The sequence below is a fragment of the Alteromonas sp. BMJM2 genome (assembly GCF_027257845.1).
GTDB lineage: Bacteria > Pseudomonadota > Gammaproteobacteria > Enterobacterales > Alteromonadaceae > Alteromonas.
Genome location: NZ_JAPVOT010000007.1, coordinates 1 through 23,116 on the forward strand (window position 1 = coordinate 1; position 23,116 = coordinate 23,116).

A 23,116-nucleotide genomic window follows, 5' to 3' on the forward strand; every position below is an offset into this window, starting at 1 on the left:
TTCCTTCGGACCCTGTCGTTGGCCAACAACGCCCTTGCCATTCAGATTATCTTCCCCTCAGTCAGGGTGATTCAGGTTTCTTCCAACCTGACGGGTTTGCCAGCTTCGCTGGGCAAACAAAAAAAGCCGAAGCAATATTTGCTTCGGCTTCTATTATGAGAGTTTATTTAAAGGCTGCTCATATCCTGAACCGTGACAGGCCCAATATCAGCGGCTTCTACTTCCGCCTTAATTTTTTCAGCATCACCAATAATTAACCACGTAAGCTTATCGGGTTGTACAACTTGTTTAGCGGCGCTATTTAAGTCATCAAGTGTTAAGCCATTGTATTTTTCTACCAAGCTTTCTGGATAGTTAAATTCGCGATTAAACCGACTGCTTGACAATAGGCTACCTAGTACAGCACCTGCTGTTTCGTATTGTCCGGGTAACGAACGTACCTGATCGAGTCGGGCTCTGTTCAACTCCATTTCAGTCGGCGGGTTGTCACCAAGATAACCGTTAAGCTCTTTCTTTAGCTCTTCTAGCGACGCGCCAGTCTTATCGGTTTGTACTGGTGCATAAACCATATAAGGCCGTTGTCCACGAGCTTCCTGCAAGAATGTGTAAGCACCGTATGCCCACCCTTTATCTTCGCGAAGATTCATGTTTACTCGTGCAGTGAATGCGCCGCCTAGCGTTTCGTTCATTGCGTTAATCGCGATGTTATTTTCAACACCCGTTGGCGGTGCAAGGTGAGCGGCAAGAATGAGTGACTGCTGTGAGCCAGGGCGATCAATAATAATGGCTCGACCTTTTTGAGGCAGCTGTGCTTCTGCAATCTGCTTAGTCCCTTTTTCACCCGACACTTTCCATTTACCAAACTCTTTTTCTAACGTGGGTTTAATATCGTCAAGAGTGGTATCGCCAACAACAAAAATGGTCGCGTTGTCTGGGCGTAACCACTTGTTTTTAAAGTCGATTAAATCGCTGCGCGTAATTGAAGCCACATCAGGCGCCGTACCTAAACCTGTGAAAGGTATGCCATAGGCATGCTCATCACCGTAAATGAGTGGTGGCAGCAGCGTAAGCGCAATGCTTATCGGGCGTGTCATCTGTTGTGCAATATTGCTTAATATCAATGTGCGCTGACGCTCAATTTCTTCTTTATCAAACGTTGGGTCTTTTAGAATATCGCCGAACAAAGCGAGCGACTCTTCCATATTCTCTTTAAGCATAGACATACGCACTGTTGTCGTATCTAAATTTGAGCCGCTATTTAGGCTGGTGCCTAGTTGCTCAAGCTCAGCAGCTAATTCAAGGGCGTCGTAGCGACCTGCGCCTTCATCGAGCATACCCGTTGCAAAGCTAGCTAAACCCAGCTTGCCGCCCGCATCAGCGGCATAACCTGCGTCAAACTGAACAGCAACGTTAACTAGCGGTACGGTAGAACGCTTAGCGAATACCACATTTATGCCATTTGATAATGTGGTCTTGGTCACTTCTGGAAAGGTAAGCTGTGTTTCAGCAGCAATATCAGGAAGCCCTAAAGTGCGGTCAACGCCATCGCCACTAGCAGCATGCTCTTCAAATGGCACAAAGGTAATCTGGTGCCAGCCATCACCTAACCATTCATTAGCCGCCGTTTTAACCTTCTTAGGTGTTGCGTTAGCCAGTTCTTTTAGCTCTGTTTTGAAATAGGTAGGATCACCTGCAATAAACTCACCCGTTGCTAACCTATCCGCTTTACCACCAAAGCCGCCAACTTCTTCGAGTCCACGAATGATTGAGGCGCGACGCTTTGTAGATACCAGTTTAACTTCATCTTTTGTTGGTCCTTTGCGCAAGAATTCCTGGATAATTTTATCCATTTCGCGCTCTACCTTTTCTACATCTTCACCTGCAGCCACATCAACACTTAAACCAAAAATGGATGCAATTTGCAGTTCGTAGTTAAATACTGACGCGTTAGTCGCAATCTGTTGATCGTAAACCAACTCTTTGTACATACGAGAGTTTTTACCATCGCCCAACACACTTGCTGCAATTAACAAGTCTGTGGCTTTTGCACTTTTGTTTTCAGGAGACACCCATAGACGATAAATGCGGGTTTGCGGTACTTTATCTTGGACAATTTCACGAGTATTAGCATTTCGACGAGGAACCCAAGACTGCCACTTTGACAAAGATGGGCCCGGTTCGATATCTCCAAAATACTTATTAACCAAAGACTTTGCTTCACTAGCGTTTATGTCACCGCTCAGCACTACAATAGCATTGTTAGGTCCATAGTATTGGTTAAACCATAATTTAACATCATCTAAGGATGCGGAATTCAAATCATCCATAGAGCCAATAACTGTATGGGAATAAGGATGTTCATTGGGGAATAATGCTTTTGTAGCATGTTCTAACAGCCCCCCATAAGGCTGATCTTCACTTTGACGCTTTTCGTTTTGCACCACACCGCGTTGCTCATCAAGCTTCTCTTGAGTAACTGCACCTAAAAGGTGACCCATGCGATCCGATTCCATCCATAAAATACGGTCTAACGCTGGCGTTGGAACGGTTTGAAAATAGTTAGTACGGTCAAAATTTGTTGTACCATTTAGCCCGGTAGCGCCAGCTTCTTGAAGAGGTCCAAACCACTCGTCATCGTAGTTTTCAGTACCGTTGAACATAAGGTGCTCAAAAAGATGAGCAAAGCCAGATTTACCCTCGGGCTCGTCCTTCGAGCCCACTTTATACCAAACCGCCACTGCCACCACGGGGGCTTTGCGATCTTCGTGAACAATAACGGTAAGACCGTTATCAATCGTGAATTTTTCATAGCTTATATCAATATCGTCGTTTGCTACCGCGGGTGATATTCCTACTAGGGTAATAGCAACAATACTCAGACATTTTTTAGAAAACTGCCTGGTAATATGTTTAAACACACTCATAAAATATTATCCTTATTTTTATGTTTGCAAAACGTTTATGACTTTATTCGTAATTTATTCGTAGGTTAGTTCGTAGGTCAACACGCCAGGTTCTGACGTTAGTTTTTGTCGTAAATTCGTGTTATGAATTTGAAGTGTTAAACCTTTCTTGGGCGGCAAAAATACAGTAAAAATACAGATAGCGCCCACCATTTGAAATAAGGTAGCCTTTCAACAGCGGTAACGCAAAGGACTAATAAAGAATAATCGTTACAAAACGTTAAAGCATTATGCAACGTCAAGCAGTAGCCGCTCGCGCGGCTCGAAACCAATTGGTACACCCCTTCCCTTTATTATTCTCAACTTAGTAGGTTTGAGGCGTGATGTTCTTTGCTGTAGGCGCTCTTTTTAGACGCTTTTTCTAGGAGCTCTTTTAGGAGCCTTTCTAGGCGTTGTTGCCCTTAACTCGATTAATCTCTCTGGTGGTATAGAAAAAAGCAATAATGGCGCTTAAGATAACCACAGTCACTATGGTGTAGAACATGGATACCATGGGATAGTCCCACATCACAATGAGCACATAATTTATGGAGGCAGGCACAACAAGCTGTCGAGCAATCCCAAGATACATTGGAAACATTGGCTTTTGCATAGCCTGTAAAATAGCCACACTCTGAAACAGAACAACATACGCATAAAACGCTAATGTATCGATTCGAAGGTAAGTTACGCCTGTGTTTTTAATGGCACTGTCGTCACTAAAAAGACCCATTGCCATTGGTGATAAAAAATACATCACCGGAATAGACACAACGGCCATAAAAAAGCCGATTAATAGTCCTTTGCGGTAAGTCTGGCCAACTCGGTCGTAATAACCCACGCCCATGTTCTGTCCCGCAATGGCCATTACTGCGCTGTTTAACCCTAATGCTGGCAGTAAAAGTACTTGCTCAAGACGAAGCCCAACGGTGTAACCTGCCACGTGTTCGCTGCCGAATTGACCAATAAGCGCGACGGTAATAAACCCACCTAAAATAATAGTCAGCATATTAAAGCTGGCAGGTAAAATTTGTTTCAGAAGATCGAGCCAACGTTTTTTATCAAAGGTGGGCATGACCGATATATTTAAGCGCTTCATAAGTACACGAAGCAGGTAAAAGGCAGTAGCAAATTTTATCACTACGGTAGCCAGTGCTATGCCGCTTACCCCTAAATCAAGACCGAAGGTAAATAGCGGATTAAGGCCAAAATTAGCAACAAAACCAATCATGAGGGCGTTGCGATTGGATTTTGTATCTCCCAGTGCCATCAACGCACCAGCAGCGCCGAACGACAAGGTGAAGCCTATGGTGCCTGCTAGCGTTACCCATAGATACTCCATCGCCAGTGGCTCAATATGAGGCTCAGCACCAAGCAACACCACCAAGGGTCGCGCCGCAAAGTAACCTAAAATACATGAAAGTGCACTGAAGGCGATGGCAATGCCGCTTACATTGTCTAGCCATCCTTTAACTTCGTGAGTCTCTCCTCGTCCTGCCCCGGGCGCAATCATTGCAGACGCACCGGTTTGGATACCAATACCGATAGATAAGAGTAAAAAGAAAACACTAGAGGCAATTGATAGGCCGGCAAGCGCATTATCTGACAAATAGCCGGCAAACCAGGTATCCGTGAGGTTATACAAGGTGTTGAAAATCATGCCCGTTGAGGCAGGGACCGCCAAGCGTACCATGTGAGAGAATATGGAGCCTTCCGTCAGCGATGGCTCAGATTTCTTTAAGGCTTCTTGCATTAAGCTTCTCCAGCTATGTCGATAAGACGCAGTGACATACGATTTTTAAGCTCATTGGAAGCATCGTCTCTTAGAAGCACTGTCCCATATCAACGACAAAAATCTGTACAGCAAATTTGGTTATACCAGAGTTACGTAATCCAGAGGTTTAAGTTTAGTTTAATAGGCAACGGGCTGTTCGCACTGCTGCCTTAATAGAAGAAAGGTGATTGAGTAAGAGTAATGCTTATTTGTTTTGTCTTGCCGCTAACTTTTCTAGTTGTTCATCAGAGGCTGGCAACTGGTGATTTTCTTTCCACTGTGAATAAGGCATTTTGTAGACCACCTCTCGGGCAGCGTCATAATCGACATCAATGCCATTTTCAGCGGCAGCAGCTGAATACCATTTGGCTAAGCAATTGCGGCAAAAGTCAGCCAGAATCATTAGATCGATATTTTGCACATCTTTGTTGGCATCAAGATGCTCTACTAAACGACGAAAGACTGCGGCCTCTATTTCAGTTTGCGTTTGTTTATCCATTTTTAATCCTTAGCGGTAACACTCAATTTCAAAAAACAAAAAAGGGAGCCAGGCTCCCTTTTTCAATACTTTTCAACTTCAATATTTAAATACGGCAGTTACCGCATTTAAACATACTTACTCTGCGTCGTCAGACTTTGGAGCAGGTCTTTCTAGAAGTTCTTTAATGCTTAAACGTACACGGTTTTGGCGATCAATTTCCATAACCTTTACGTCAACCATTTCACCTTCTTTAAGGTAATCAGTTACTTTGTTCACTCGCTCATGAGCGATTTGTGAAATGTGAACAAGACCTTCTTTACCTGGAAGTACTTCTACGAAAGCACCGAAGTCAACGATGCGGGTAATTTTACCGTTATAGGTTTTACCCACTTCAATTTCAGCAGTCACTTGCTCAATCTTAGCAATAGCGATTTCTGCTTTCGCACGCTCTGTTGCAAAGATTTTGATGGTGCCGTCATCTTCAATTTCGATGTTGGTATCAGATTCTTCAGTAATTTGACGAATCATTGCTCCGCCTTTACCAATTACGTCACGAATCTTGTCTTGGTCAACTTTCATGGTGTAAATGCGCGGTGCAAATTCACTAAGCTCTTCACGGTGACCGCCAATCGCTTCGTCCATCACTTTAAGAATATGCAAACGAGCTTCTTTAGCTTGCTTAAGCGCAATCTGCATGATTTCTTTAGTAATACCTTCAATCTTTATGTCCATTTGAAGTGCAGTAATACCGTCGGTAGTACCCGCAACTTTAAAGTCCATGTCGCCTAGGTGATCTTCGTCGCCAAGGATGTCTGAAAGTACAACAAAGTTTTCGTCGCTCTTCACTAGACCCATTGCAATACCTGCAACTGATGCCTTAATAGGAACACCAGCATCCATAAGCGCAAGTGACGTACCGCACACTGATGCCATAGATGATGAACCGTTAGACTCAGTGATTTCAGATACCACACGTACTACGTACGGGAATTCTTCTTCACTTGGCATAACCGCTTGGATACCACGTTTCGCTAGACGGCCGTGGCCAATCTCACGACGCTTAGGAGACCCAACAAAACCAGTCTCGCCTACACAGTATGGAGGGAAGTTGTAGTGAAGCATGAAACGACTGTCGCGCTTGCCTTGAAGTTCGTCAATCATCTGTGCGTCACGTTCTGTACCTAGTGTTGCAGCTACAATTGCCTGCGTCTCACCACGTGTGAACAACGAAGAACCGTGAGTACGTGGAAGAATACCAGTTGCTACGTCAATAGCACGAATCATCTTAGGATCACGACCGTCAATACGAGGTGCACCTGAAAGAATGCGAGAGCGCACTACGTCAGATTCAAGGTCGTGAAGAAGCTCAAGCACTTCTTTCTGATCTTGTTCTTCGTCTTCGGCAACAATTGCCGCTAGCGCTTTCTCTGTTGCAGCAACTACAGCGTTTTTGCGCTCTAGCTTGTCAGAAATTTGGTAAGCCGCTGTCATTTCAGCTTCAGCAAGTGCTTTCACTTTATCTTTAAGCGACGTATTTTCTTCTTCCGGCTTCCAGTCCCACTTTTCAGTGCCAACTTCAGCCGCGAATTCGTTTACCGCATTCACAACTGTTTGCATTTGCTCGTGACCGTACATAACAGCGCCAAGCATAGTGTCTTCAGAAAGCACATTAGCTTCAGATTCAACCATTAATACTGCCGCTTCAGTACCAGCAACAACTAAATCAAGCTCGCTTGATTCTTGTTCTTCTGCGCGGGTGTTAAGAATGTACTCACCGTTACTGTAACCTACACGTGCTGCACCAACTGGACCGTTGAAAGGCATACCAGAAATCGCTAATGCTGCTGATGTACCAATAAGAGAGATGATATCAGTTGGAATATCTGGGTTAGCAGACATTACCGTAATGATGATTTGAACTTCGTTTTTGAAGCCTTCAGGGAAAAGTGGACGAATTGGACGGTCAATAAGACGTGCAATTAACGTTTCACCTTCAGATGGACGGCCTTCACGTTTGAAGAATCCACCAGGAATTTTACCCGCAGCATACGCTTTTTCTTGGTAATTAACTGTTAGAGGAAAGAAGTCTTGATTCGCATTTGCTTCTTTCTTACCAACTACCGATACCAATACAGACGTATCGTCCATACTCGCAAGAACCGCTGCTGTTGCCTGACGAGCGATTACGCCCGTTTCTAGAGTTACAGTATGCTGACCATACTGAAATGATTTAGTAATAGGAGTCACTATTTGTCCTTTAATTTCAATCTTTATTTATCGCTTTTAATTGCGGCGCTTAGTATAGCCATGAACGCTTAGTTTTGCCATCGTCAAATGCTGGCTAACACTGAATTTATTATCAATTTTCCAGCCCTATTCTCCGCTTTAACGGTATGGCTGTATTAAACGTGAGAACATGGCTGCTTTTTCATCACAATACAATGAACCGATGTCATCGAATCGAGTATGCGAACAACACAACGCAGTTAGAAACCACCTCCGGCAGATGACTGTGTTGTGGCACCGAGGTGTTGAGGCGCAGTAATACCTGCTTGTTCTGGCGCACTGCTTAGTAGGCTGTCCTCTTTCATTGCTCGAAACCACAGGCTTAACCAGTCTGAGCACATTTTATGCTCCAATTCGTTTGCCTCTGCTGTTGGGCAAAATAGACTCACCTTAACCACTACCTTGGCAAGTTCATTTGTTTTTATCTCAACTTCAGGGTCTATACGAATGAATTCTTGTTCTAAGTGTCGCTCGATTAACCCTTTGTACCTCTCTGCCACATCGCGAAAGTATTCGCAGTGAGCTTGTGCTCTTGCATGAAATGCAGGCAATAGGCTGTAGGCGTTAACGGTGGGTTCGTTTACAATTTCAAAAGAGTGTAGTCTGTAGCGGCGCATAAAATTAAGATTGCGCACTGTCTGAGTCACTAATTGGCTATTGGGCACATAAACGTGCTTGCCGGTAAAGTTGAAGGTTTCAGGATCAACTTCTAACAATGCCGTTTTCGCCCAGTCCATTTCTACCACTTCACCAATTACATTGTTCATTTGGATCCAATCACCTACACGAAACGGCCTAGCGCCAAGGTAATAGATAAACCCCATAAAACACTGAATAAACTCTCTGGTAGCCAGTACAATGGCAACCATAAATGCCGCTATGGAAATGGCCAAGGTTTGTATTTCTGATGACCACACTACCATCAGCAGAATTATGATGAGCGCATTGCCTAGCTGCTCAAGAATGTTGATTTGGTTTCGTCGGTCCTCCCCGTGGCGGGAGCTTCTGTGTTTAATAAGGAGTAATAACCCCTTTTTCACATAGTGAAGCAATACGAGTAATAAAATAGAAGCCACTAATTTGTATTCGTTCGCATAAGCAATAAGTTGCTGCCATAGCTGTTCTGGCTCTATCATTATCTGCACGCATCTACTCCAAGACGTAATCTGAAAATTTAGTAAAAAAAAGCGCCGACGAGTGTCAGCGCTTTGCATTATGAAGCACGTAAGTAGCCGGTACAATGCCGACCAGTCCGAATACCATAGGAATATCAAAAGAACGTCATAAAAAACACCTTATGAATGTCTATGAGTATGGAATTTACGCGCGAATTTGACCTTCACCATTAACCAGATACTTTTCCGACGTTAACGATTCAAGACCCATTGGTCCATAAGCGTGCAGTTTCGTTGTTGCAATACCAATTTCGGCACCTAAGCCTAGCTGACTTCCGTCCGAAAAACGCGATGATGCATTTACCATGACCACACTGGCATCAACGGCACGTTGGAACAGCTTAGCTTTTGCTTTGTCTTTCGTGCAGATTACTTCAGTATGATTACTACCAAATTGTGCAATATGGTCGATTGCACCGTCAAAATCATCAACCACGCGAATGGCTATTTCAAGGCCCAGATACTCTTCACCGTAGCCACTTTCGTCGATAACATCTGCACCTTCAAAGTAAGACGCACCTTTACTGTCCACGTGCACTTTTACGTTGTGCTCTTTAAATGCTTGAGCAACACGAGGTAAAAAGTCACCCGCTATTGCTTGATGAACAATTAAACCTTCCAATGCATTACACACGCCCGTTCGCTGGGTTTTACCATTAAGTAAGATTTCAAGCGCATTGTCTAGGTCGGCATCACTGTCTACGTAAAGGTGGCATACACCTTTAAAATGCTGGATAACCGGCACTTTTGAGTTCTCAGTTACATAGTTAATAAGCCCTTCACCACCGCGAGGGATTATCACATCAATGTAGTCTCTCTGTTCCATAAGCTCTTGCATCAGCGCGCGGTCCGGATTTGGTACCACAGTAACAAGCGCTTTTGGCAAGTTGTGCTCTTCAAGAGTCTCTTGCATTAGCTCTGCAATGGCAAGGCTGGTATCTAGCGCTTCTTTACCACCACGCAGTATTACTGCGTTTCCTGATTTAAAGCAAAGTGCACCAGCGTCTGCTGTTACATTTGGACGAGCTTCGTAAATCATGCACACTACACCAAGAGGTATGCGCATCTTCTTAATTTCAATGCCATTTGGGCGTGTGCCGAACACACGTTCTTTGCCCACTGGATCGTCTAGTTCAACAATAACTTCGATACCTTCAGCCATTGATTCAATGCGCTCGTCGTCAAGGATCAAGCGATCAATCATTGCAGCATCTAAATTATTCTCTCTAGCTCGTGCAACTTCTTTCTCATTCACAGCAATAATTTTGTCTTTATTTGCTCGAATCGCTGCAGCCATGTCAGTTAACACCGCGTTTTTCTGGCTCTCATCTAAAATTGCCAGTGTACGTGCAGCTTGTTTTGCTTGTTGTGCTAACTCAGTAATAATACTCATTCTTTCTCCAGGTTTGCTACGTGCTGATCAGAAATAATTGGCCCTGTCTTCTCTTCGAATTCATGAGCAAACTCATCACTTTCCTGATTAGCAATAAAATTCAATAAACAGCTACTATAATTCGATTTGGCTTTAACAAGTTTTGTTCCGTCTTCTTTGCGGACCAATATGGTATCGCCCACTGAAAACTCGCCTTTTACACCGATAATTTCGCTGCTTGTAAGTTGGTCGCTGTCCGTTATCAAGGTGCCATCGAAGTTGCCTTCAATAATAACTTCACCTTGAGCGTTTGATGTGTGGCGCATCCAATGTTCATTTTCTTTCATTGGTTTTTTGAACGGTATAAAGTGCGTGCCAGGGTTTTCACCGGCCAACAGCATATTAAACGACAATTCTGTAAAACCATTAATTATGTAGGTGTCTATACCATGTGACACTGCTTTCTCCGCGGCCTCTATTTTGGTACGCATACCGCCGGTACCAACGCCGCCTTTCACCGCGCCGCCAGCCATGGCATAAATACTTTCATCAATAGTATCGACTGATTTTAGCATTTTAGCATCATCGTGTTCATGCGGATTCTTGTCATATAAGCCGTCAATATCTGAACATATAATAAGTGCGTCAGCGTCAGCTGCTGCTGCGACCATCGCAGACAGGTTGTCGTTGTCTCCAACCTTAAGCTTGTCTGTTGTTACCGTATCGTTTTCATTGACAATCGGTAGTATGTTGTTATCGAGAAGGCTAAAAATGGTTTCTCGGATGCTTACATAACGCTCTCGATCGCGCAGGTCGGCGTGTGTTAGCAACATTTGAGCAGACGGAAAATCGAACAATCTATCCCACGTCGCAATCATTTCCGTTTGGCCTGCGGCCGCCATGGCTTTTTTGATTGCAATGTTAGATTTGTCTTGATCCGCAAACATGTGTGAACCTGCCGCCACTGACCCCGACGACACTAGAACAACTTGGGTACCGTTAGCTCTGCAGCGCACAATGAATTGCGCAATGCTAAGTAAATAGTGACTACTACACCCCTGTTGATTAGGTGCAATAAGTGCGCTTCCTACTTTAATAACTACGCGATTCCAATTTGGATGACTCATAATAAATATCTAACCTTTAGATTGTTGATTCGCAAATTCACGGCCGGCGCTTTAACTATTAACGTTCTTAAGAAACGCTTAATTGCGCTACTCCTACAAACACCAATTATCAAATAGTAAACGCGATTGACGTTTTCCAGCCTTGAAGCAACTGCAAAATTGCATGCTCCATAATAATTTTTAACTTAATTTTATTAATTTTAGACCATTTTTTTAATCGCTTTCAGCCACGCCGTTCCAGTAAACGAAGCGCAGCGGACGTTGTTGATAAAAATAATGAGTTGGTCTTTGAGAAAATCTTTCACAGCATCAGGGGCGAAGGTTGCTCCCTTTAGCGCAATGTTTTTATGCACCGACGATAGACCTGATGCCATTCGCGAACGCATACCTCGTGAGAATGTTTCTCGTGAAAGCGAAGTTGGTGAGCAAGTCGTGCATATTGTAGTGCTTGAGGGCAAAAAATGTGGCAGAGAAGAATTATCTGCTCCGCTTAAAAGCCGTCCGTTTACTGAAGCATTCGCTACGTTACTTTTTATCGGGCGATGTGCAAACACGCCTTTACCTAGCAATGTTGTAAAAAACGCTGCCAGCGATATGTAACTTTCAGATGTCATATAGTAAACAAAGTCCTCTTCAGCTTCGGGAGTCTAATCATTATGTTTAAGCTCGAGCCACGTGCATATTTTCCTGCTAGGTGCTATTTGCATCGAGCAATAATCATTAGAGTTCAAACAATATATAGATTTCTGAGAATATTTCAAGCGCAAATTATGCTCAACTTGCAATCAACACTAGTAGCACGATGTTTTACCCTTAACGTGTTTCACGAACAAAAAAGATTAAAAATATATATTTTTTTGTTGTTTTTCATCTAGTTAAAAAACAACCATTTACTATGAAACAATATTATCAGCTAGAATAATAAACAAAATACAACCAGTTACATAGATGACAAAACATTTGCGTCACAAATGAAACAAACCACCCACCAAGAACAAATAACATTCTAAAGAAGCTATCCTTTGGCTTTTAAAATCATTCTAAAATAGTTTTATGACATAAAATAAATCGCCGATTTTTTACTAAAAAATAGAACTCACTCACACTGATCACGGTTTTTTACCTTCGAGTGAAGTAAAAATACTCGGGTCTGGAGACCAAATCATCTAATCGCTAATTTATCGTGTGATTTTTGCAAATGCTGTGAAAAACCGACACACCTTCATTTTATATTAAGCCTGTAATTAAATTGAATATGATGCGTCTGTTAACTTTGAGTGCTGCTCTTTTAAAGATGAACACAGTTTAATTCTTATATTTATTTATTTAATTTCAACAAGATACAGTGCTAAACCTGCATATTTATTATCGCTGAGGCTGAATGTGAGCAAATCATCACTACTTTGATGCGATGAAGTTTATGAACGGAATACATCTTGTATACGTTCATTCATAAGTTAATTTTTATGAATGAATCGATATTGCACTTTCAACTGCATAGCATTCATACCGAACGTGCTATTGAGTTAACCATTTTTTGGCCGACATTGTTACCGACCAAAGACAAAAACAGAATGGTAAATTTTGTCAAACAATGTTCGGGTTTGCATTAATGCAGCTATATATTTTTAAATGTGGGAGTTCCAATGAAAAGCGACAACCAAAACATAACTACATCACAAGAGAGTAGTAACACCAATATACGAGCAGCGCTTGTTTCAAGTGACAAGCTTCAAATTGCTGCCATATTTGATACCCTCTCAGAGGCAAAAGCTGCATTGAGACGCGTTGAAGATGAGACAAGCGTTGCCTCGAATCAAAGCAAGTTAATAGAGCCATCCGACCCGAAGTTGAGCGAAAAACTAGAACAAAAATCTTCATCCATAGCAAACTCCCTTTGGACGTCGCATCTAGCGCTTTCTGGCATTGGCTTTGTCATAGGTATGATTGCAGCGTTTCTATTAACGCAATACGGACCAGCGCTTACGCAACAAAATCCTTTGTTTACCTACATCGCACTAATAAGCCCTGGAATATTTATCGGCATGTTCGTGGCGGGCTTAATTGCACTGCGACCAGATCGCAACGAGATCGTTTTAAATGTGAGTGATGCCGCTCGTAACGGCAAGTCAGCACTAGTTATTAATTTACGAAAATCACAAAGCGCAAAAACGATTTCAGGTTTGTTACAGCAACAAAGCAACAATGTAGTGCAATCGATTAAATAAATTACATAGACCTTCCGTTCTATTAAACTATTACGTAAAGATCCCGTATCATGGGGTCTTTATTACACAGCCTCCCCCCAACATTGACCGGACAGTATCTATGGATTTAATTTTTTTCGATTTAGACGGAACGTTACTGAATAAGTCATCCGAAATATCGGATTACACCAGAGAGACACTTGCGCTTCTCAGTGAACGCGATATTGCATACACCGTGGCAACTGGGAGGACAATGCACTCTGCACAGCATGTGATTGGGCAGCAGCCATTTGTACTGCCACACATATACAATAATGGCGTGGCCATTTGGGACCCTACTGGCAATGCCCTAACGCTAGAAAACCTGCTTAACGACAACGAAGCCACCACGATTATTGAATGTGCTACTCGTAATGGAATTACGCCTTTTATCAATACTGTGGATGTAAACACGCAACATCACGACCACATCATATTTCATCACGTACCGCAGCATGAGATTGAGAGAAATCTCATCAATAAATATTTTTCAAAAACAAAAGCAGCCTTATTACCCGTTGACCACATGCCAGCGCAGGCACATATTACCAACATTAGCATGATAGGTGATGGTGAAGTTATTCGGAGAATGTGGAACGAACTTAATGCCAATGACGGCCTAATTGCTTACTCAGGCCTTGCAATCGAAGGCGATGAATATCGATGGATGGATGTTCACCATAAACTCGCCAGCAAGGGTAGCGCCGTTGAAATACTAAAGCAGCAATTAGGGGCGACAAATGTAATCTGTTTCGGCGACAGCGATAACGATATGAGTATGTTTGCCATAGCAGATGAAGCTTATGCGCCTAGTAATGCTAAAGCGCCCATAAAAGAGGCTGCCTCCTCTATTATTGGCCATCACCATGAAGATGGCGTTGCTCGCTTCTTAAGAGAGCGATTTTCGTTGTAATCGCTACTTGCGCCATAATGCCGTTAAGGCAAAGCTTTGCCAGATTATAGCGTTAGCTGATTGTTGCGATTCGCAGAAGGCAGCCCTAAGCACCGGCCGCCTTCCTGATTACATTGACGACTTACACTTACCAAGCAATTTCTTTTCGATCTTTAAAGAACTTCCCGTTAGGTTCACCATCTTCCAACATGGCTAGCCAAATGGCAGTATCTGCGCCTTCTTCGGGTGTTTTAGGTGCGTCCTTCCCCCCCATTCTCGTGTGCACCCAACCCGGTGTCATACTGTTCACTGCAACGTTAATATCTTTATTCTTCTTCGCATCGTCTATTACCGCAGCCATCTTCACAGTGATTGCGTTGACGGCAGCCTTTGAAATGGCATAAGAAAATGGACCTGCTAGGGATTCATGAAAACTACCGTAGCTAGAACTGACGTTGATAACACGGCCAAACCCACGCTCTATCATTTTCGGGAGGGTCTGCTGAATTAATGTTAAGGGTGCAAAAACATTGACTTGCATAGACGATGCGAATGACTCGGAGGTCACGTCTGTCCACTGAGTATCGTCTAACACGCCAGCATTATTAATCAAAATATCAATAGGCCCATATACCGCCTCTGCTCTCGTAAACGCATCTATTATGGAAGATTCATTGTCTAAAGGCATTTCGATAACGTGGAGATCTCCGCCAACGATATCTTTCTTCGCTTCTAGTCCGGCATCTTCGTCTCTACAGCCCATTAACACTTTATAGCCTTCAGCAATCATGCCTTTGACAATCTCTAGGCCAATGCCCCTGTTGCCTCCGGTAACCAAAACATTTTTTGTCATAATCAATACACTCCTTGAGTTGATGGAAGTAAAGCCGCGCTTTACCGACGACTATGTCTGGGTGTCTGACGATACAAACACGGTTGATAGATAAAAGCAAAATGGAAACGCAATGCTCCATACTATCCCGATAATTACAAACGTTGTTGGGATAGAGAAACCCAGCTCAACAGCGTCAAAATTTGCCCCTGCAATGTAACTAAGGGGTGCAAATATAGCCCCTCCTACAGCGGCTAGTAGCGGCCGTCCCTTAAACATTGTGAGGCTGTGATAAACCGTGCCCGCAAAGCCTGCCCACAACAAACTCAGCCATATCGGAATAGGCAGTAGCGGAATGTTGGTTTGTTCCTCTGTGAAAGTGAACACTCCAGATACAGTGAGTGCGGTATCAATAAAAGTACCGATAATAAACATAGACACCATTAGCTTAAGGTCATCTTGGCGCTTACTTGAAAACCATAGCCATATGATCAGCAATCCGACTACTGCCAGTAATGCTTGGTTTTGAAATAAAATAACAAGCCACCAGATGGATTGAAACCACACAAAATTAGCAACTTTAACAACAACATCGTCTTTCATTCTGCTTACTCATTTATCTTATAACGTCAATTACGACGCTGACACTTACAAAGTTCATTATCTAGGGCATGTCGACCTAAACAGAATGCTCATTTAAATAAACATCCTAAATACATTGTCAAAGTAAACGAAATTTAATCTAGCGCTGTATAGATAACTAATTGCAATAACAAAGGATATGTTTCGTCGTGAAGATGGTTAAATATTATATCGCCGGTGCACTGATAGCATTTGCTCTTCTACTAATGACTCCTTCTTTTATCTTACAAATTTTACTCGGATGGACATCTTTTTCCTTAGCCGCAGTGAGTAGCGCTTATATATTCAACTATCCCTCACTGTTTAGAAAACGAGATGATGGTTCAATTCCTTTTTACATACGATGGATTTTCGTTCCTTTTCTATTTGGCTCGTGGCTTTACAATGAATACGCACGAAGAACCGATAAAGTCCCTCCGTTGCAAAAAGTCAAAGACAACCTTTACCTAGCCTGCCGAATGTCTAGTCAGCATGTTGATTTATTAAATAAAAATGATATTTCCGCCATACTTGATGTCACTGCCGAATTCGATGGTCTTGATTACACTGCGTTGCGCGAAGATTACCAATATCTCAATATTCCTGTACTCGACCACACTAGCCCCACTTCAGAACAGCTTATTCATGCTATCAACTGGATTGATCAACAAATAGCAGCCGACAGAAATGTTGTGGTGCATTGTGCACTAGGCAGAGGACGCTCTGTGCTTGTGGTTGCAGCATATCTACTGGCGAAGGACTCCTCGTTAACCGTTGAACAAGCCATGCAAAGTATTAATACAATACGGGAGACTGCGCGACTAAATAAGAAGCAAATGTCTGCTTTGGAGAAAGTGAAAAAAGGTGGGCTACTATCACTACAAAAAAATCTAGTGCTTATCGCAAACCCCGTAGCGGGCGGGGGCAAATGGTCGCAAAATAAAAGCCAAATTCTGGCGCGATTGAACGAAAAATTCAATGTAACCGTGGAAGAAACTACCCCTGAAAAAGATGGAAAAGTATTAGCGAAAAAAGCTAAAGATGAAGGAGCCGATATTGTCGTGGCCTGCGGTGGAGACGGCACTCTGGCAGAGGTAGCCTCCGTTCTTGTTGATACACCACTGACGATGGGGTTTATTCCCCTTGGAACGGCAAATGCGCTGAGCCAAGTACTTCATGGCTACATGAGCAAAGTGATGCCTATTGATATCGCCTGCGACATTATCATTGAAGGAAGAACCCTATCTATCGACACCGCGCGCTGCAACGACAACATCATGCTGTTAGTTGCTGCGGTTGGTTTTGAGGAGCAAATGATTTCTTCAGCGGATAGAGATGAAAAAAATGAAGGCGGTCAATTTGCCTATATCAAAGGCCTTTGGAGCGCCATTAGTAACAATGAAAATATGAGTTTTCGAATACAAACTGACGATAATGATGAAGAGACCCTCACAACGCCTAGTTTCGTGGTGGCAAATGCTGCTCCCATGTCAACGGCGCTCGCGCAGGGTGACGAGCCGCCCGACATTACTGATGGCAAGCTCGATCTGACATGGCTACTCCCCCAAACCACGGCTGACAAGCAGCTATTATCTTTAGCCGAATTGATATTGAGTCCGAGCGATCACAAACGTCACTCTGAAAACATTCGTCATGCACAAGCAAAAACGGTCACACTTACTTTTGATAGCACAATGTCATATGCAGTCGATGGTGAAATTTATCAGGCTGATTCTTTGTCGATAACCACCGTCCCGAAAAGTCTAACTGTGTTAACCAATATCGAAAAAGAGGAATAAACACCTTTATGCCAAACCTCAGTAACTTTGATGAAATATACGGATTTTTAAATACTAAATTTGAAAATGAAAAAGAATATCTTCAAGCAGTCCACGAAGTGCTTGAAGATATCGTTCCCATTTACAATGCGAGTAACGCTTATAAACAGGCTGATGTTGTACGTAGACTCTGCTTACCTGAGCGTGTCATATACTTCACGATATCTTGGGTAAACTCTGAAGGGGGAGTTGAAGTTAATCAGGGCTGGCGTGTTCAGCATAATGGCGCTATGGGTCCTTACAAGGGGGGCTTGAGGTTTCATCCCACCGTGAACCTTTCAGTTTTGAAGTTTTTAGCATTCGAGCAGAGTTTTAAAAATGCATTAACAGGCCTGCCAATGGGAGGGGGTAAAGGAGGCTCAGACTTTAACCCTAAAGGAAGAAGCGACCGCGATATTATGCTTTTTTGTCAGGCTTTTATGCGTGAACTTCAACGTCATATTGGCGCCAATACTGACATTCCCGCAGGCGACATTAATGTTGGTGCGAGAGAGATTGGCTATATGTACGGTGAGTACCGTCGTTTAAATAATAAATTTGAGGGAGTGCTCACAGGGAAAGGCCTTGAGTTTGGTGGTAGCTACGTCAGAACCGAGGCAACGGGTTATGGCCTCATTTATTTTACAGAGTCGGTTTGCAAGGCCAATGACACAGAACTCAACGGCAAGCGCGTTATTGTTTCTGGTGCCGGAAATGTTGCGCTCCATGCTGCGCAAAAAGCCATCCAAAAAGGCGCCGCTGCGGTGACACTATCGAATAGTCGCGGCTTATTATGGTGTGAAGAAGGCTTTAGCGAAGCCGATATCACTTGGGCGATTAAACACCATACAGCCTCAGATAACATTTTAGTAGAGCTCGAAAAAAGAGGCGCTGGCGTTTGGTACAGTGAAAAAACGCCTTGGCATATCAAATGTGACATCGCCCTTCCCTGTGCAACGCAAAATGAGCTTCACGAATCCAACGCTAGAGAACTACTGAAAAATGGATGCGCTATGGTATTAGAAGGCGCAAATATGCCCTGCAGCATGGAAGCTCAAGAAGTGTTTATCAGCAAAAAAATTACCTACGTTCCAGGTAAAGCATCAAATGCTGGGGGCGTGGCCTTGTCTGGCTTAGAAATGTCTCAAAATGCGATGTTTAGTCAACGCAGTGCTCACGTACTTGATGAAGAGCTTCAATCTATAATGCAAGGTATTCACCAGCGCTGTATTGAAGAAGCTAAACTACTATCGAGTAAAGACGGTTATATTAACTACATGAAAGGGGCAAATATCGCCGCATTTAGAAGGCTCGCTGATGCCATGATTGCACAGGGTGTGTGAACCAATTCTCAACAGCACACGTGAAAAAATAGGCGTACAAAGTGTAAAAACTGCTCGGCTTTGTACGCTCACATCAAACGCCCGACCCAAAACCAAATAAAAAACTTTAAAATTCAATATGATATAGCATAAAACATTATGGAACGGTTATCGCATTATATAAGAAGTTGAATATTTAATTACTAAGGAACGATCAGTGAAAATCTTTGAAGCATTACGTCAAGACCACGAGAAGCAACGCTTGCTACTTAAAATTCTTGCAGAGACGAGCGGTAACACACCCGCCCGTCAAGAATATTTCGAAGAACTAAAGCAGCAGCTCGAAAGCCATGCTGTGGCGGAGGAACGTCACTTTTATGCACACCTGATAGAAAAAGACGCGACAGTAGATTTAACTCGGCACGGAATTGCTGAACATCATGAAATTGATGAATTGATTGCCAAACTTGACGATACCGATATGAGCTCACCAGCTTGGTTACATCACTTGAAAGTACTACAAGAAAAAGTAGAGCATCATTTAGCTGATGAAGAACAAGAGTTTTTCAATGTTGCAGGAAGAGTGCTCAATGAGCGTCAAAAAACTGAACTGGCCTCTGACTACAACAAAGAAATGAAAAAAGAGTTAACCACCTCGTAAGTAATCTCAAAAAGAGGCCCGCAAGTTATACCTGCGGGCCTTTTTTTGTATTACCGCTAAGATGAATTAACACTAAAAAAGCCACAAACTGATGAAGTCAGTTAGTGGCTTTTTTACATTTAGGCCATAAGCCCTTACTATTTCTTAGCAATGATATATACGGCGTGGATCACACCAGGGAAGTAACCAAGAATAGTTAGTAAAATATTAATCCAGAAGTGAGCGCCGATCCCAACTTGCAGAAACACACCCAACGGAGGGAGTAAAATTGATAATAGTACGCGTATGATGTCCATAATAAATTCCTTGTCTTATCTTTAATTTTAGTTGCTGTCAGATAATAAGCATTGAAACCAAGTCATGCTCACATTGCTTCCAATTACCAGTATTCACATACTGGATCGTAAAAGCATAATCAGTATTAATTAAAGCACAATGCGTTCCAGCTTTACCACAAACTTATAATTTGATTAGAAGGAGTGGATTAAGTGGTTGCACGCAGTTTTGTAGTAGAGGTTGTTTACACGTTACAAAGCAAATTTCTTCGCAAACTACTTACCAAATGGTGAACTACGCAGCCACTTTTCTAAATCATCTCGAGTCAGAGGCCTACTGATAAAGTACCCTTGGGCTTCATCACACCCCCATTCCTTTAATATACGCAAGGACTCTGCATCTTCTACTCCTTCAGCAACCACTTTTAAATCGAATATACTGGCTAAACTCAAAATAGTGTGGACAATTTGCTGATCGTTATCTTGTGTTGCGAGAGATAAAATGAAACTTTTATCAATTTTGATAGTTTCAACCGGTAAATTTTTCAAATAGGCCAATGAAGAGTAACCAGTACCGAAATCATCGATAGCAAAACGAAATCCTAATGCTCTCAGGGATGAAAGGTTTTCCACTGCAAGCGTGGCATCAGCGACTAAATCGCTTTCTGTTATTTCAAGTTGAAGCGAGGCAGGTGAAAGCCCCTTCTCTGTTAGTAAGGCAACCAGTTCATTAAGCAAAACTTTGTTTTGTATGTCTTGTGTTGACAGATTCATCGCAACGGTGAAGTCGTAATACTTACGTCTGAAATAAGCTAGGTCGGAGATCGTCTGTCGCATTACCCACTTAGTCACTTGTTCAATAAGGCCTGCCTGCTCCGCGATAGCAATAAACTCGTCCGGTGCGACATGGCCTAACTTACTGCTATTCCAACGAATCAATGCCTCCATACTGCAGATCTTCATAGCTCGCAAGTCTATTTTAGGTTGGTACACCATAGACAACTCATCTTGTTGAGTAGCGAGAGCACGTTTTAATTCTGTTGTGATTGAAAGACGTCTATTGTAACTTTCCTCTAGCTCGTCACTGTAGCGAGCCGACCATGCCCCCGTTCGAATAGCTTTATCTGAAACAATGTTTAGCTTTCTGAACAACTCTTCAGTAGTTTGTGCATCCTCAGGGCACGATAATACTGCCATAGCTACTTTCACAGGAATCGTTATGAGGTTGCTTTCAACGGGTTGTTCAAGAATATGTTTTAACGTTACAAGTTGATTATCATTTAACGGCTCATCAGTGACGTATATTACTTCACCGCCAGCTAAACGAGCCGATATACCCGGCCATCTCAATAATCTTTTTGCTAGTGTTTTTAGTGTATTGTCCCCATTAGAGTATCCATACAAATCGTTGATAGTTCTAAAACCAATAACAGTAATACCAATAACCTGGATCCATTTTGGCTCCCGCATTTGCTCTATAAAATACTGCTCAAGATAATTGCGGTTGAACAAGCCTGTTAAATTATCGTGCTGAGCTTGATATCTGATGCTGTCCTCACGCTTCGATATGCTCTGTTGCATTCCTTCTACCGCATCTTCCAACGCTATCACTTCTTGAAAATTACCTGTCTTCTCGAACGTATTTTCATAACGCCCAAACGCTATATTATTTATTGCCTTAATCACAGAATTTATCGGTTTTGTGACCCTTCGAATCCAAAGCAAGGCAAATAAAGTGATTGAGAAAAGGCCTAAAATATAGAGAGAAAACAAAGTCAGTTGTACTGAACGAAAGCTTTCGACCTGTGCCGCAATATCTACAAAAAAGTTGATCTTCACGGGCGCAATAGATAAAGATTCTAATGAGAAAGCGTGCTCTACGTACTTAGCTGTATCTAAAAATGTCATATCGTGCCATCTGAGTTCAGAGGCTATTGATTGGTGGGTACCTTTTGTATGTTGAGGTAGCGTAGACGCCAGAACTGTACCAGTGTTACTGTCAATAATGTTGACATACGCGTTTGAATATAGTCCTACGCTTTGAATAATCTCGTCTTGAATATGACTAGCGATGAGTAAATAGAAGCGGATGCCGTTTGCTTGTATTGTTTTAAATCTAAGGTAAGTCAGTTCCCCGTTAACTACGGCGACCGTGTGCGTTAGCCCCATGGCTGCCATTGCAACACTCTGCTTAGCTTGTTTTCCTGCTAAAAACATTGGAGAACTAGAAGCGATAACAATGTGATCTAGATTTATAATCGCTAGATGCACAATATTCGACGAGTCTTTTTCGCGGTTAAAAGAGTGAATGAACGAAGAAGCCTTTGAGAGTGTTGTAACTGCGCTGAGTTCTTCAGTATTTATCAGGGTATCAAGCGTGGAGCTGAGTAAACCGTAGTGTTCAGCAAATACTTTTTCTAACGCGCTTTCAGCATTAGTGACTTCTTTGTCCAAGTGACTTTGTATCAAGGTACTAAACGACGACCAAAGCGCGATGAACACAAACAGTGTCGCTGTGGTGGCACCTATTGCGATAAGCCTGGTCAATGATTGGCGAAGTCCTCTGTACACTAATACGCCTCAAGTGAATGATAATGTCGAACACTGGTACGGTTTATATTGGCGACAATTAACGTAATGACTAAATGTGAACCAGTAAACTTAAACCGAAAACCCTGAACCTTAAAAAGCTAAGAAAATAATAGCTGACTTATGTCAGTCAAGACAGGGTAATCACGCTGTTATTCCACATAATTTTTTAGCGTAGTAGATTATTCAGGTACAAACCGTATTAAAAGAAGGGTGTCGTGTAGAAACTATTGATAAAAACCTGTTCCCATAAACGACAAAGGGCCAGCAAATATGCTGACCCTTTAAATTGGTGCGGAAAGCGGGACTTGAACCCTTTAAGTTATTGATTTACATAAACAAAGACCAATGTAGGCCATATTCTATCGTTTAGTGTACGGCCTAGATTTGTCTCGATCCGCCTACGTTGTGACACAAATTTGTCACAGGATTTTCCTACTGCCTTGTTAGATTAAATCGTCTATAAGGTTATTGACATATTCCAAATTAAGTCGGTTTGATTACAGATTGAACGGCCATTCAAGAAAACCACTGAAAGTGGTAGTTTTTTGAGATCGGTTTGTTATCATCCGACCACTTCTACGAAAGTAGTAGATTCTTAGGTAATGGGTCACTTAAGAATCATGAGTACACACAAAAACAATAATAGTACTCAGTTGAATGAACTCACGCGATACTGCCAGTCAGTGAATTACGCATGGATC

Annotated in this window: 17 protein-coding genes; 6 read left to right on the plus strand and 11 right to left on the minus strand. The window is 42.6% G+C overall.

The window, feature by feature from the left end; genetic code table 11:
- Window positions 1-167: 167 nt before the first annotated feature.
- The 7 genes from O9X84_RS09175 to proB form a co-directional block, all read right to left on the minus strand.
- Complete coding sequence (locus O9X84_RS09175; RefSeq protein WP_269519422.1) at window positions 168-2,924, minus strand: M16 family metallopeptidase; 2,757 nt, start codon at window positions 2,922-2,924, stop codon at window positions 168-170.
- A 424-nt stretch (window positions 2,925-3,348) separates the two neighbouring features.
- Complete coding sequence (locus tag O9X84_RS09180; protein ID WP_269519423.1) at window positions 3,349-4,695, minus strand: MATE family efflux transporter; 1,347 nt, start codon at window positions 4,693-4,695, stop codon at window positions 3,349-3,351.
- Window positions 4,696-4,921: 226 nt separating this feature from the next.
- Window positions 4,922-5,215 (minus strand): DUF1244 domain-containing protein, encoded by a 294-nt coding sequence (locus tag O9X84_RS09185; RefSeq protein ID WP_269519424.1) that lies wholly within the window; start codon window positions 5,213-5,215, stop codon window positions 4,922-4,924.
- Between the two features lie 117 nt (window positions 5,216-5,332).
- Window positions 5,333-7,444: a polyribonucleotide nucleotidyltransferase gene (pnp, locus tag O9X84_RS09190; RefSeq protein WP_269519425.1), complete on the minus strand. Its 2,112-nt coding sequence runs from the start codon at window positions 7,442-7,444 to the stop codon at window positions 5,333-5,335.
- A gap of 239 nt (window positions 7,445-7,683) precedes the next feature.
- A complete protein-coding gene (locus tag O9X84_RS09195) occupies window positions 7,684-8,628 on the minus strand; it encodes a mechanosensitive ion channel family protein (RefSeq protein ID WP_269519426.1) in 945 nt (314 codons plus the stop codon).
- 175 nt (window positions 8,629-8,803) lie between these two features.
- On the minus strand, window positions 8,804-10,051 hold the full coding sequence (locus O9X84_RS09200; protein WP_269519427.1) for a glutamate-5-semialdehyde dehydrogenase: 1,248 nt from the start codon (window positions 10,049-10,051) through the stop codon (window positions 8,804-8,806).
- Window positions 10,048-11,157, minus strand: a complete 1,110-nt coding sequence (gene proB / locus O9X84_RS09205; RefSeq protein WP_269519428.1) for a glutamate 5-kinase — start codon at window positions 11,155-11,157, stop codon at window positions 10,048-10,050. Before proB ends, O9X84_RS09200 begins: the two co-directional genes overlap by 4 nt.
- Window positions 11,158-11,445: 288 nt before the next feature.
- On the opposite strand from proB, the gene O9X84_RS09210 reads away from it, so the two are divergent.
- The 3 genes from O9X84_RS09210 (at window position 11,446) to O9X84_RS09220 (ending at window position 14,316) form a co-directional block, all read left to right on the plus strand.
- Window positions 11,446-11,757, plus strand: a complete 312-nt coding sequence (locus O9X84_RS09210) for a hypothetical protein (protein ID WP_269519429.1) — start codon at window positions 11,446-11,448, stop codon at window positions 11,755-11,757.
- 1,046 nt (window positions 11,758-12,803) lie between these two features.
- Window positions 12,804-13,385, plus strand: a complete 582-nt coding sequence (locus O9X84_RS09215; protein WP_269519430.1) for a hypothetical protein — start codon at window positions 12,804-12,806, stop codon at window positions 13,383-13,385.
- A gap of 100 nt (window positions 13,386-13,485) precedes the next feature.
- Window positions 13,486-14,316 carry an HAD family hydrolase gene (locus O9X84_RS09220; protein WP_269519431.1) on the plus strand — a complete coding sequence of 277 codons (831 nt, stop codon included), beginning with the start codon at window positions 13,486-13,488 and terminating at the stop codon, window positions 14,314-14,316.
- A gap of 127 nt (window positions 14,317-14,443) precedes the next feature.
- Here O9X84_RS09220 and O9X84_RS09225 read toward each other — a convergent pair whose 3' ends face one another.
- Window positions 14,444-15,148, minus strand: coding sequence for an SDR family NAD(P)-dependent oxidoreductase (locus O9X84_RS09225; RefSeq protein WP_269519432.1), 705 nt, complete (start codon window positions 15,146-15,148; stop codon window positions 14,444-14,446).
- Window positions 15,149-15,199: 51 nt separating this feature from the next.
- On the minus strand, window positions 15,200-15,730 hold the full coding sequence (locus O9X84_RS09230) for a DUF2878 domain-containing protein (RefSeq protein ID WP_269519433.1): 531 nt from the start codon (window positions 15,728-15,730) through the stop codon (window positions 15,200-15,202).
- Window positions 15,731-15,918: 188 nt separating this feature from the next.
- Between O9X84_RS09230 and O9X84_RS09235 the strand changes: the two genes are divergently transcribed.
- The 3 genes from O9X84_RS09235 (at window position 15,919) to O9X84_RS09245 (ending at window position 19,548) form a co-directional block, all read left to right on the plus strand.
- Window positions 15,919-17,547 (plus strand): diacylglycerol kinase family protein, encoded by a 1,629-nt coding sequence (locus tag O9X84_RS09235; RefSeq protein ID WP_269519434.1) that lies wholly within the window; start codon window positions 15,919-15,921, stop codon window positions 17,545-17,547.
- 8 nt (window positions 17,548-17,555) lie between these two features.
- Complete coding sequence (gene gdhA, locus O9X84_RS09240) at window positions 17,556-18,908, plus strand: NADP-specific glutamate dehydrogenase (protein ID WP_269519435.1); 1,353 nt, start codon at window positions 17,556-17,558, stop codon at window positions 18,906-18,908.
- A 196-nt stretch (window positions 18,909-19,104) separates the two neighbouring features.
- On the plus strand, window positions 19,105-19,548 hold the full coding sequence (locus O9X84_RS09245) for a hemerythrin domain-containing protein (RefSeq protein WP_269519436.1): 444 nt from the start codon (window positions 19,105-19,107) through the stop codon (window positions 19,546-19,548).
- Window positions 19,549-19,685: 137 nt separating this feature from the next.
- Here O9X84_RS09245 and O9X84_RS09250 read toward each other — a convergent pair whose 3' ends face one another.
- Together O9X84_RS09250 and O9X84_RS09255 are read right to left on the minus strand one after the other, a co-directional pair.
- Window positions 19,686-19,844 (minus strand): YqaE/Pmp3 family membrane protein, encoded by a 159-nt coding sequence (locus tag O9X84_RS09250; protein ID WP_032096492.1) that lies wholly within the window; start codon window positions 19,842-19,844, stop codon window positions 19,686-19,688.
- A 255-nt stretch (window positions 19,845-20,099) separates the two neighbouring features.
- A complete protein-coding gene (locus O9X84_RS09255; protein ID WP_269519437.1) occupies window positions 20,100-22,394 on the minus strand; it encodes a putative bifunctional diguanylate cyclase/phosphodiesterase in 2,295 nt (764 codons plus the stop codon).
- Between the last annotated feature and the right edge of the window lie 722 nt (window positions 22,395-23,116).